Annotated in this window: 7 protein-coding genes; 1 reads left to right on the top strand and 6 read right to left on the bottom strand. The window is 63.5% G+C overall.

Annotation, left to right across the window (positions count from 1 at the left end; translation table 11 throughout):
* The first annotated feature begins 33 nt into the window (after positions 1-33).
* Positions 34-4,689 (top strand): metallophosphoesterase, encoded by a 4,656-nt coding sequence (locus tag ABSY17_RS03155; RefSeq protein ID WP_378942257.1) that lies wholly within the window; start codon positions 34-36, stop codon positions 4,687-4,689.
* An 880-nt stretch (positions 4,690-5,569) separates the two neighbouring features.
* Here ABSY17_RS03155 and ABSY17_RS03150 read toward each other — a convergent pair.
* The 6 genes from ABSY17_RS03150 to ABSY17_RS03125 are packed head-to-tail and all read right to left on the bottom strand — an operon-like array spanning position 5,570 to position 12,951.
* Entirely contained in the window at positions 5,570-6,583 is a 1,014-nt protein-coding gene (locus ABSY17_RS03150; RefSeq protein ID WP_378942255.1) for a nucleotidyltransferase family protein, read from the bottom strand.
* Positions 6,580-7,734: a PqqD family peptide modification chaperone gene (locus tag ABSY17_RS03145; protein ID WP_378942252.1), complete on the bottom strand. Its 1,155-nt coding sequence runs from the start codon at positions 7,732-7,734 to the stop codon at positions 6,580-6,582. Before ABSY17_RS03145 ends, ABSY17_RS03150 begins: the two co-directional genes overlap by 4 nt.
* Positions 7,712-9,037, bottom strand: coding sequence for a cation:proton antiporter (locus tag ABSY17_RS03140; protein ID WP_378942250.1), 1,326 nt, complete (start codon positions 9,035-9,037; stop codon positions 7,712-7,714). The genes ABSY17_RS03145 and ABSY17_RS03140 overlap by 23 nt, the downstream gene beginning before the upstream one ends.
* A gap of 43 nt (positions 9,038-9,080) precedes the next feature.
* On the bottom strand, positions 9,081-9,674 hold the full coding sequence (locus tag ABSY17_RS03135; protein ID WP_378942248.1) for an adenylyl-sulfate kinase: 594 nt from the start codon (positions 9,672-9,674) through the stop codon (positions 9,081-9,083).
* A 19-nt stretch (positions 9,675-9,693) separates the two neighbouring features.
* The gene (locus ABSY17_RS03130; protein ID WP_378942246.1) at positions 9,694-11,874 is read right to left on the bottom strand and encodes a pyruvate kinase; all 2,181 of its coding nucleotides are present in this window, start codon (positions 11,872-11,874) and stop codon (positions 9,694-9,696) included.
* Between the two features lie 57 nt (positions 11,875-11,931).
* Positions 11,932-12,951: a hypothetical protein gene (locus tag ABSY17_RS03125; protein ID WP_378942243.1), complete on the bottom strand. Its 1,020-nt coding sequence runs from the start codon at positions 12,949-12,951 to the stop codon at positions 11,932-11,934.
* Positions 12,952-12,955: the final 4 nt, after the last annotated feature.

Here is a 12,955-nt window from a genome sequence, read left to right as displayed (position 1 = left end):
CAGTAACTTGAACTTGCGAAAAGGAGATCCGAGATGACCAGACTGCCTTGGCCCCCTACCGAGCGCAGCGCGAAGCACCTCATGGCGGGGTCTAGCCTCGACTTGGATATCCTCGAAAGTTGGTCGGCCAGACACGGTTGGACCCCACCGAACGCAACGGTCAGCCCCAAGTCCGTCGCGCCTTCCGACCCTGGCGATAACTCAGGCGCTGAAACCGGCAATGGCAGTCACACGCTCGGCCTGGAGGCGGTCGCGGGCAATGCCGCCAGCCTCGTTTCCGCCGTGACCTCGCTGGCCACGGCGGTCGACAGCAGGCTGAACCCCATCGGCCTCACCGATGGGGAACCCGGGACCAAATTCCAGCGCGACGAAACGCTGTCCGCTACGATCACGGCGAATGCCCATGGCTTTCGGGGAGCGGACTCCAGCACCTTCGTCGTCAGGACCGCCGCCGCTCCATCCCAGCCGGCCGGCGGCATTGCCGCAAAGGCCCAGATGGACGCCACCGTCGCCACGAGCGGGTTGCTTGCCGCCAGCGCCAGTGCGGCCGCACTCGTCTTCGAGAGCAGGGTGGCGACCGCCGGCGACGACGTCGAGCAGCGGACGACATCGGGCTCGATGTCAAGCAACGTCAACGATCTGGAACTGGGCTATGACGGCACCACGGCCCAGACGGTCGGGCTCCGCTTCACCGGCATCGACATCCCCAAGGGCGCCGTCATCACCAAGGCCTACATCCAGTTTCGCACCGATGAGGTGCAGACCGGCACTGCGTCGTTGCTGATCCAGGGCGAGAAGGCCGACGACGCCAATCCCTTCACTTCGGCCAAGTTCGACGTTTCCGCGCGCCTGCGCACCGACGCTTCCGCGGCCTGGGCGCCGGACCCGTGGGTCAAGGTGGGCGATGCCGGCCTCGCCCAGCGCACGCCGGACCTGACGGCGATCGTGCAGGAGATCGTCAGCCGCTCGGGCTGGGCGGCCCTCAGCGACATGGCCTTCCTCGTCACCGGCACCGGGACGCGCACCGCCACGTCGTACGAAAAACTCGCCGCTGGGGCACCGCTGCTCCACATCGAGTACCAGATGCCAGGTCCTGCAGGCTCGCCGGTGGCCTTCAACGTGCCGCCCGATGCCGACACGAGCGCCAACCAGATCGCCGAACTCGCCACCGCCGGCACCGCGGTGGGCATCATCGCCTCGGCCAGCGATCCCGACGCCGGCTCAATTGTCACCTACGCAATCGACGACGCGCGCTTCCTCATCAATGCCAATACCGGCGTCATCACGCGCTCGGGCATCGGCGTGCTCGACTTCGAAACCCAGACGTCGATCAACCTGACAGTAACGGCCACCTCGTCGGACGGCAGTGTGGCCAACCAGACCTACACCCTCGCGGTCCTCGACAGCCCCGAGCCGGTCGCCTTCAACGCCCAGCCGGACGCCGACGCCGCCGCCAACAAGGTCGCCCAGAACGCCGCCGCCGGCACAGCCGTCGGCATCACCGCGTCGGCCAAAGACCCGGACGCTGGTTCAACGGTCACCTACGCAATCGATGACCCGCGCTTTGCCATCAATGCCAGCACTGGCGTCATCACCCGCTCGGCCACCGGCACGCTGAACGCTCAGACCGAACCGACCGTCACTCTCAACGTAACCGCAACCTCGTCCGACGGAAGCACCGACAAGCATGCCTATACGGTCAGCATCAGCAGCCCACCCAGCGCCACCCCGACAATCGTCGAGCGGCGGGTGGCGGCCGCCGGCGACGACGTCGAGCAGCGGACAACATCGGGCTCGATGTCAAACAACATCAACGATCTGGAACTGGGCTATGACGGCACCACCGGCCAGACGGTCGGGCTCCGCTTTACCGGCATCGACATTCCTCAGGGTGCCATTATCACCAAGGCTTATATCCAGTTCCGCACCGACGAGATGCAGACCGGCACGGCTTCGCTGCTGATCCAGGGCGAGAAGGCCGACGAAGCCAATCCCTTCACTTCTGCAAGCTTCAATGTCTCGGCGCGGCTGCGCACCGATGCGTCGGCAGCCTGGGTGCCGGATCCGTGGGTCAAGGTGGGCGATGCCGGCCTCGCCCAGCGCACGCCGGACTTGACGGCGATCGTGCAGGAGATCGTCAACCGCTCGGGCTGGGCGGCGCTCAACGACATGGCCTTCCTCGTCACCGGTACCGGGACGCGCACCGCCACGTCTTATGAAAAGCTCGCCATTGGGGCGCCGCTGCTGCATATCGAGTACCAGATTCCCGGTCCTTTGGGCTCGCCGGTGGCCTTCAATGTGCCGCCCGATGCCGACGCGAGCGCCAACCAGATCGCCGAACTCGCCGCCGCCGGCACCGCGGTGGGCATCATCGCCTCGGCCAGCGATCCCGACGCCGGTTCAACGGTCACCTATAGCCTCAACGACCAGCGCTTTGTTATCGACGCCGCCACCGGCGTCATCACGCGCTCGGGGATCGGCACGCTCGACTTCGAAACCCAGGCGTCGATCAACCTGACGGTGACGGCCACCTCCTCGGACGGCAGCGTGGCCAACCAGACCTATACCCTCGCCATCCTCGACAGCCCGGAGCCGGTCGCCTTCAACGCCCAGCCGGACGCCGACGCCGCCATCAACAAGGTCGCCCAGAACGCCGCTGCCGGCACGGCGGTCGGCATCACCGCCGCGGCCAAAGACCCGGACGCCGGCTCGAGCGTCACCTACAGCCTCAATGATCCGCGCTTTGCCATCGACGCCGCGACCGGCGTCATCACCCGCTCGGGAACCGGCACGCTCAACGCCCAGACCGAGCCGTCGGTCACCCTCAACGTCACCGCTACCTCGTCCGATGGAAGCCGGGCCAACCAGACCTTCAGCCTTGCCGTCTTCGACAACCCCTTGCCGGTGGCCTTCAATGTGCCGCCCGACGCCAACGCCGCCGCCAACCAGATCGCCGAACTCGCCGCTGCGGGCACGGCGGTCGGCATCACCGCTTCGGCCAGCGACCCGGACGCCGGCTCCACCGTCACCTACAGCCTCAATGACACCCGCTTTCTCATCGACGCCGCAACCGGCGTCATCACCCGCTCGGGCACCGGCACGCTCGACTTCGAAACCCAGACATCGATCAACCTGACGGTGACGGCGACCTCGTCGGACGGCAGTGTGGCCAACCAGACCTTCACCCTCGCGGTCCTCGACAGCCCCGAGCCGGTGACCTTCAACGCCCAGCCGGATGCCGACGCCGCTACCAACAAGATCGCCCAGAACGCTACGGCCGGAACGGCCGTTGGCATCACCGCTGCGGCCAGGGACCCCGACGCCGGCTCCACCGTCACCTACAGCCTCAATGATCCACGCTTTGCCATCAACGCCAGCACCGGCGTCATCACCCGCTCGGCCACCGGCACGCTCAACGCCCAGACCGAGCCGACCGTCACCCTCAACGTCACCGCAACCTCGTCCGACGGAAGCACTGCCGCCCACGCCTACACCGTCAGTGTCGCTCCGCCGGCGGGACCGCAGACCTTGTTCCGCTTTGCGGTCTTCGGTGATTTTGGCGATACCGATCTCGCCGGCGAAAAGGCTGTCTCGGCGCTCGTCCATAGCTGGAATGTCGATTTCGTCCTCACCGTCGGCGACAATGTCTATGCACCGCAGTCCCTCGATGCCGCCGTCGGCCAGCAGTACCACGACTACATCGGCAATTATCACGGCGCCTATGGCAGCGGCAGTGCCATCAACCGCTTCTTCCCGACGCTGGGCAATCACGAATACAACGAAAACTTCGTTTCGACCTACCTGGACTATTTCAGCCTGCCCGACAACGAGAGGTACTACGACTTCCAGGTTGGACCGGTCCACCTGTTCGCTCTCAACAGCAACAAGGAGGACCCGGACGGCCGCGCTTCGACGTCAGTGCAGGGCAAGTGGATGCAATCGGTGCTGGCGAATTCCGACGCCAGCTTCAACATCGCCTATTACCACCACACGGCGTTCAACCCGAGCGGCGGCACCGGCACCATGGCATGGCCTTTCGAGCAATGGGGTGTGGACGCGGTATTCGCCGGCCACCAGCACAATTACTATCGGGAGAATAGGGACGACAACGGCGACGGCGTCTTTCTCCCTTACACCACCACGGGCCTTGGCGGGGCCGGCCGCAGCGTTCCCAACGTCGGGGCGAACCTGGTGACGATCACCGACGCGGGCATGCTGATCGAGTTCTACACCGTCAGCAGCGTCAACGGCAGCACGGTAACCAGCGTCCTCAAGGATTCCTATTTCGTACCGACGCCGGCGGGCCGCACGCCGACCATCGTCGACGGCGGGTACGCCCTGAATGGCACCGCGGGTGCTGACTATCTGTGGGGGCTCGGCGGCAACGCCACGCTGAATGGTGGACGCGGAAACGACATGCTGGTTGGCGGCAACGGCCGGAATCTGTTCGTGTTCCATGCCGGCGACGGTCAGGACACCATCGCCAATTTCGTAGCCGGGCCAGGCATCGGCGATGTCCTCGACCTCAGGGCGTTCGGCATCGACAGCGCGGCCAAGTTCGCACAGATCGCCACGAACCAGGGGGGCAATGTCGTGGCGGAGTTGGGTGGCGGGGACCGGCTCACGCTGCTCGGCGTTCAACTGCAGCAGTTCCACGACAATGACTTCCGCACCGATCTTCTAGTCTAGAGTTGATCGTCGTCAAATGTTTTCGCGGCGGCGCATGCGCGGAAGCGCACGCCGCCGTCGCATCGTGGATATACACGGGACATATCGTTGATTTTCGATTGTCTGAAGACTGGTTTTCGGCGGCTGGAGCGCAGGGCCAAACGTCGAAACGCCAGCGAGCTGCCGCGTCGAACCGCCAGATGGTTCCACGGGGCAGCTGATCCAAAATTGCTGGAGCCGGCAGGCTCGAATGTGCGCCGGCATCGGCGCGAAGGCGGTCGGCTCTGCCCGCGATCATCGCGCCGGCCGCGCGACTGGCGGCAGCGACGCGAGGGCTCCCGCGTCGACAAGCCATCTTCAATGGCTGCAATCACGCGCCCACCCAAGGGCAGCGTGATTCCATTTCCTCGCAAACCGGGGCGTACAGCGAAACAGTCCAGACTGAGCCCATACTCAAAACCGGTCTTTGGTCTCACTGGCTCTGGATCGGGTAGCGCCCGTTTCCCCCGAAACCGCTATCTCGGACCGCCCTTGTGAGGGGGGGTCTTAGGCTTCGGCATGGGGTGATGGGGCTTCGGCTTGGGGTGGTGGGGCTTCGGCTTGGGGTGGTGGGGCTTCGGGCCCGGTCCGGGATGTGAACCGCCACCCGACTTGGCGATGGCCTTCGAGCTAAGGCTCGTGCCGAGGAGCAGCGTTATGGCAGGCGGTGTCACTGCAGCAAAACGCCCCGTCTTCACAAGGAAGTCACGGCGCGCTTCGGATTCCGGAACCAAGTCTTCGCTTGGCTTGTTCCCATGTTCGCTTGACATTGAAACCTCCATTTCGGATGCATTATCAATTTATACTTTATCATTGTCGGAATCAATCGACATAATTTCTACAAAATTATCGCAATTGTACCTCATATCTTGGATTTTTGATCTATATCAAAAAGAATACGCATGATGCGACGTACTAGACCGACTGGGCTATCCCGTACCAAACCATCGTCACGCAACAGCCGCCTTGCGCCCCACGCCAGATTGCCGGCCAGGCGCAACGGCGCGCCGATGATGGGGTGCTTTGCCGTGAAAACGCGCCTCCAGTGCTGAAAGCGAACCACCGGGCTATGTGCGCTTTCGGCCGAAATCTTGATCGCAAAGAACGCGTGCAGGGCCAGCAACTGGGTATCGATCGCATTCCGGACAGTCTGATCCGGCAGCGATACGCGCAGCGTATTCCAGTCCACGCCTTCGGTTTCCGCCAGTTGCGCCAGATCGTGAAGGTGCCTCAGGTCGATCCTGCCGCGCCAGTAATCCCCCTCCTTGAGCAGGTCATGCAGGATCCAGTTCAGGGCGCGGGATTGCACAGGCGGGACTTTTACCAGAAAGCCGTCTCGCTGGATCAGCTCTGGCGCCAGAAAGCCGCTGGAAGCACCAGTCGGGCGGCTTGGCCGGAGTTCGAGGATTGCCGCATCCTGCGGGCGCACCATGCCGTGAATGCCGGGCATCTCGGCATAGCCAAGTTCTTCGAGGCTGGTTCGGGCACGCGCCTCCTCGGCCGCCTCGACACAAATGTCGAGGTCACTCGTCATCCTGCTCGGCAGGCGGTTGACCGGCGACAGGAACAGGGGAATGGCGCCCTTGATCAGCAGCGGAGCGATGCCCCAACGGTTGAGGGCAGCCACCGCTTCATCCAACTGGGCACGCAAGCGCAAGTTTCGCTGCCGATTGCAGTCATGAATGAATCCAAGGTACTCGCGCGCGTCCTGCGGCAGCAGCTCGATCGCGCCGCTCCGCGCGAGGGCTGAGAACAATGCCGGCGTCAGCAGGGTGTGGTTGGCGAGCGCAATTACCGCCTGCACGTCTGCCCCGCCAATTGGGCCGCCGCGCAGTCCGGCGACCAAGGCCTCGAATGCGTCGCCCGCGCGTATCATCGGCACGTCTTCCTGAGCAGACCGACCGCGTCATCAAGCCTCGAATAGGTCAAGCAAAAGGCCTTTGCCGATCCGATGGCCTGAGCCAGGGCGTCAAAGGCGCTGCCGCCCAGTTCGCCGCCTGGCGCAAATGCGCCATTGAGAAGCCCGTGCAATGCGCCGGCTGCGTCTATCGGCTCGAGGGACGCTTCCTGGTCGCGGCCTCGCCGGAGCAGGACCACCCAGCCGACGGGCCGGGGCGATGACGACGCGACTGCGAACGCATTCGGTACAATGTAGCGTACACGTTTTCGGTCCGGGCGGCGAAAGACCGGAGCCGCATCGAGATCGGGCCAGAATTCGGCCAGAAGCGGCCATGCGCCCGCCTTGACGGCCGGTGCAAACGGCAGACCGACGCCTTGCCCATTCGAATCGAGCAGCGTCACGTCGTCGGCGGCAAGGCCGAACCCCGCATGGACCAGGGCCAGGGTCAGCGTCGTCTTGCCCGCGCCCGGACTGCCGCACAGGAGCAGCATGCGCTCGTTCCTGAGCAACGATGCCGCATGGAGCGCAAGCTCATAGGCGCCATGCTCGAGCGCTTCGGTCAGCAATTGCCCTTTCAACGTGGTGGCCAGTTCGTCGGGGGAGCAGGACTGGATCCAGTCGCTGTTCCGGAACAGATGGACCCGGCCACCGCGTTCGACGATTTCGAGCTCGATGTCGGCCGTCCGTGCTAGTCGAACCTCAAGGTGCCGAAACACCGTCATTGCAGGTGAGGCGAGGGCAGCGGGATACACGATGCGTACACAAAGCCCCCGCACCGACACCATCTGGCTCACATGCCCGTGCGATGACATGGAGGAGGGGGCACGCGGCCGGATCAGGCCCAACCTTTCCAAGTCCGCGAGCGCGAGCTCGACATGCCCGCGCGCTTCCTGCACATCGACGCCGTGGCGCGCAAGCCTGAGTGCGATGGCCTCGAGCGGCAAGCCGTCTTCGAGCGAGCGCCAGATGTCCGCGGCATTGTCGCTGAGGGTGAAGATTGCGCGCCGGGATGCGCTGAACAGAATGTTCTGCCCTTTGATGCGCGCAAGCCGGCCCTGGATCGCGAACGGTTCGGGTCCGTCTTCGGCAGGATATAGCACCAGTTCAGTCACCGGCTGCAGCTTCATTGATTGTCGTCCTTGCGTTGGTTGGTGCGTGAGACGGTCGCCCGAAGCTCGTCGTGCCAACGTTGCCGGCGAGTTCGAACACATTCGGATTGCGCGCGAGCCGCCAGCGCAGCCAGATTCCTGTCGCAAAGGAGGTCAGGATCGAGGCGAGCACCAGAGCGGTGAACATGCGGTCGTCGATGATACCAGCGGCATACGCCACGCTTGCCAGCACGATCCCGGGTCCGCCGCGCGTGTTCATGGCGACGCCGTAGTCAAAGGCGCGGATCCAGGTGACACCGGCGACCCTGGCGGCAATGGTGCAGCTCGTCAGCTTGACGGCCGTGCTCGCGCCGATGAAGAACAGCGTCAGCGATACATCGAACTGCTGCGCCAGATCGAGCCGCAAGCCGACGAGCGCGAAGTAGATCGGCACGAAAAACCAGATAGCAATGTCGGCGATGTGTTGGCGTACGGCAGCGAGATGCCGTGAGCGAAACCGCGCCATGACAAGCCCCGCCAAGAGCGCGGCAAAAACGATGTTCACCTTCAAGAGGCTCGCGGCAGCGACAAACACCAGGCACAGCAGCATGGTGTATCCGGTGAGGGACGCTTCGCTGAACTTCCCGAAGAATTTTCGACGGAGAACGCGCAGCACGGCCGGCGCAACAAAGAGCGAGGCGAGCACGAAGGTGAGCGTGATGGCGATCACGCGCCCAATGCCTGCCGCATCGGCGGCGTCCCCGTGCTGAACGGCGGTGGCGATGGCAAGCACGGTCCAGAGAATGAGATCCTGGATCGTTGCGGCGCCAATGACGTTGCGCGCGAAAGGGGTATTCATCAGGCCAAGGTCGAGAAAAATGCGCGAGATGACCGGGATCGACGTGACGGCCACTGCAATGCCCATCACCAACTGGAACGCGAGGGGATCGCCGAGCCGCGTGTCCGCAAACAGCGACGCGCCGAAATAGCCGAGCGTGAAGGGCACCATCAGCCCGCCGACCACCTGCGCCGCCACGACGCGGCCAGATCCCTCCGCGCCTTCGGATTGCATCTTGAAGCCGGCGGTGAACATCAACAGCACGAGGCCGAACCAGTAGAAGGCTGAAAGCAAGGCTGCCTGCGCCGGAAAGCCGGCAAACAGCCATTTGTGTGCTTCAGGCGAGATCAAGCCCAGCATCGATGGCCCGAGCGCGATCCCGCCCATGATCTCGCCGATCACCCTGGGCATCTTCAATCGTTCGAACACATGACCCCCGGCCAATGCGCCGGCGAGCAGCAGAACCAGGGACAGGAAGAAGCGCGCGAGTTCGGAATCGTTCATGGCGCTGCCTCAAAATGCTGACGCGTTTTGAAGGTCGGGGTGGTTAATCCGAGTGTGGCATTGTCGGCAGATGCTGGCCATACGAGGCGACGATCCGCGCTGCCAGTTCGTCCAGGGAATGCGTTTCGGTGTCGAGGACGAGGTCCGGATTATCAGGCGGCCGGTATTCGCTGTTGTAGCCGATGAGGGTGTCGATCTCGCCGCGCATCGCCTTGCCATAGAGCCCCTTCGGGTCCCGTTGCGCACAGGTCTGCGTGGAGCAGGCGACGTAGCCGATTGTCAGGTTCCTGACGTTGGCGCGAACATGCTCGCGCGCATCCTGCCCGGCGGTAAGGGCCGCGACCACGACATGCAGGCCAGCGTCGGCCGCCTTGTTGGCGAGATGCACCAGGACCGAGACCACCCGCAACCGGCTGTCGGCACCAAATCCGAAATCGGCTCCAAAGAAATCGCGGATCTCGTCCCCGTCAAAGAGTATGGCCGCAACCCCGTCCCGTCGCAGGTCGGCAACAACGCGCGTTGCCAGCGTCGTCTTTCCGGCCGAGGTTGGTCCGAGCAGCCAGAGTACCGAACCCGCCTGCGGATGCCCGAGGTCATGTCGACCTCCATTTCCGGAATGCTTCGCTTCAGTCGCCATCTTTCATTCCCTCCGGCGCCTATTCCTGGAATACGGTGTGTTTCATCATCAACTCGGCGCGCACCACGTCCTGCACCTCGGAGCGCATCATCCAGTTCGGCAACGCCTCTCCGGCCTTCAAGGCGCGCCGGATCTCCGTGCCGCTGATCGACCTGGCTGTCTCGCAGGCATTGACGTCGACATAGCGCTCCGACTGGGTGTCGTAGCCGACGGCGTCGAAGAAGATCGGCTCGATGCCGATGTCGCCGAGTTCATCGAACAGTTCCCTGTTGGCGTTGGCGCCATAGAATCCCCCGACGCCGGTGTGGTCCCGCCCGATGATGATATGGCTGCAGCCCATGTTCTTGCGGCACAGGGCAGTGAAGACCGCCTCGCGGGGACCGGCAAATCGCGGGTAGGTGATGAAGCTAGCAAGCACCACCTTGCCTTGTGGATAGATGCCGTAGTCCAGCATGGCCTGGTAGCCGTCGAGAATGAGATGGGGCGCGAAGTCTCCGCTCTTGGCGTTGCCAATCACCGGGTTGATCAGCAGGCCGTCGGCATAGGTGCGGTCCAGGGCGGCGATCTGGATCGCCTCGTGGCCGCGATGGACGAGGTTGCGGCCGTGGAAGGCCACCACCCGGCTCCAGCCCTTGTGCCCGAACAGCATGCGCAACTGGGCCGGCGTCAGGTCATAGCGCCGGTACGGCAAAGGCAGCGGCTGGATGAGGGTCACGTTGCCGGACAGGAAGTGACCACCGCGCGCCAGCACCCGGGCGACGCCGGGATGCTCGCGCGAGTCGGTGCCGAACCATCTGCGCGCCAGCAACTCCGGCTCGAACTCGTAAGTCTCGGAGACGTCGAGCACGGAATGCGCCAACCCGCCGGTGCTGGTGAGCAAAACGCGGTCGCCCTTCCCGAAACGGCTCGCGCTTTCCTCTGGCACAGCAAGGACGATGGGCATCGTCCAGGCCAGGCCGGAAGGAAGCCGGTTGTTTTCGAGCACGCTTTCCAGGGTCTCCCTGTCCATGAAGCCGCACAAGGGCGAGAAGGTGCCACGGGCGATCTGTTCGACGTCGGTCAATTCATCGTCGCCAACCGCGACCGCCGGGAGGCCCTTGATTGCCAAATCCTCGGCTGGCCCTAGCGTCCGGTAGACGAGGCGCCCACCATGCGGCTCGACCCCGGCCAGCAGGTCCGACGGGCGCACGCGAATGGCGCGCGCGTCATCACTCGTGTTCTGTTGGAACTGCTGGACGACCTTCACCACCATCCTGGCGCAATTCACGGGATATTGGCCGATGGCCGTTTCCGCCGCCAGGACAAGGCCGTCGGCGCCATCCACCAGCGTATTGTAGATGTCGTTGACTTCGGCGCGCGTTGGAGTTGGCGCACTGGTCATCGACTCCAGCAGGTTCGTCGCGACATAGACCTTCGCGCCATGCGCCTTGGCGTCTTTAATGATCATCTTCTGGACCGAGGGAATCTGCTCGATCGGAACTTCCCGGGACAGGTCGCCACGGTCGATCAGGATCGCGTCCGATTTTTCGGCGATTGCACCCAGATTGCGCAAACCGCTCAAGCACTCGATCTTGGAGATGATGATCGCATCGGCGCCGGCGCTGGCCCGGATCAGGTCGACATCAGAGGCACGATTGGCAAAGGAAAGCGCGAAATGGCGCACGCCCATCCTTTTGCCAATCGCAATGGCTGCGATATCCTTTTCGGTCAGCGGCGGCATCGCGATCGCACGCTGCACGGTGACGGCCTTGTTCTGGCCGACCTCGCCGCCATTCAGGATCCGCAGGACGACTTCGTCGCTGTTCTTCTCCACGACCTGGGCCAGCACCGCATTGAAGTCGATGCTGATGAAATCGCCGAGACGAAGCGCGTTGACGATATAGGGCGGGTAGAGGCTGATGCTGAACTGGTCGCCCGCTGCCGGCCGCGCACGGGCTGTCAGGAAGCGGCTCTCGCGCACCGTGAGCTTGCCGTCGGCCAACGGACCGGTGCGGATTTGCGCGCCTTCGGTGTCGAAGCAGATCGGAATGGAAGTCCGCCGCTGAATGAAGTTCACGATCCGCTCGACGTCCTCGATCTTCGTGTGCGACAAGTTGAGGCGCAACATCGAGGTGCCGGCGCGCTCCAGCCAATGGATGACCCTGTCGTTGAGCGATGCCGGTCCCAGCGTGCACAGAAGCTCGACTTCTTTACCGTTCATGGCAGCCACCTTTGTTTCGGTGAAGTGCGTTGCAATTCGGCCTGCACTGGCGCGCAGTCACGATGCCTCGTCGGCGAACCGGTTCACTTCTGGATGCGCGGTGACCCACTGTTGGCGGGCCTTGTTCCAATATGCGCGAGCGTCTGCACCGGTCAGCAATCGGAAGCCGGATGGCGGCAGCGGTAGCGTGGATGGTATCGGCTCATTGGGGAGCCACAGCAGTGTGTTGTCGTGGCTTTCAATCAACCTTTGCCAGGCGCGCTGCAGCCGGCGAGAGCCACGCATGTTTGGCGAAGACAGCGCGAATATCGAACCGGTGATCCTGAGCTTGGGTGATACCTCAGCGACCTTGATCGGCGCCTGGTGGGTGAATTCTCCCCTGGATAGATAGGGTTGCATGCGGATCAGGGTTCGGTCGATCGTGACAGTCTGATCTCTTCCGTCCCGATTGTTGGACGCTGGATCCAGACTGATCCCGGAGAAGCATCCGTCGAACAGGCAGTCTTCGATGGTACCGCTGACAAGATAGTCGTTTTCGACTGCGTCATCCCTGATTTCGGAAAGCCAGCTTGCCTTCAGGCGAAAGCCATCGGCTTGATCGGCGAAGCGAATGCCATCCCAGCAGCGGCGCGCGCGAACGCCCTCGACTGTTGCGCTGGCCGTTCCGTCCTTCAACAGTAGCGCAGCGCTATTGCAGTATGTTTGTCGCCAGTCGGACGAAAGCGGCACCTGGCCATTGAAGCGTCCGCCGATGAAGCGCACTCCAGGACTGTTGCGGACGACCACGGGATAGGAATTGGTCGGCAGCGTTCCGACTTTGCAACTCAAGATAAAGTCCGGATTGCCGTTCCTGCTGTTCGCGACAGTGAAAGAGGCATGTTGCGCGTCGATTGTCGCTCCCGCCGGGAGGTTGCGGATGACTTTTTGTGCGTAGCCGTAGTCTCCGCGAAGAACGACCTGCGCACCTTTCCTGCGACCTTCCGACAGGGCCGGCGTTGGCTCGCCGCGGACTGGTCGCGGCAACAGGGGCAACACCGGGCATAGGCCGGCAAGCCGCATGAATGATCGACGGTCCATTTTT

It is taken from the genome of Mesorhizobium sp. ANAO-SY3R2, from assembly GCF_042466635.1.
Taxonomy (GTDB): Bacteria; Pseudomonadota; Alphaproteobacteria; order Rhizobiales; family Rhizobiaceae; genus Aminobacter.
The sequence above is the reverse complement of the archived record's forward strand: the minus strand, read 5'-3'. Positions and strand labels throughout refer to the sequence as shown.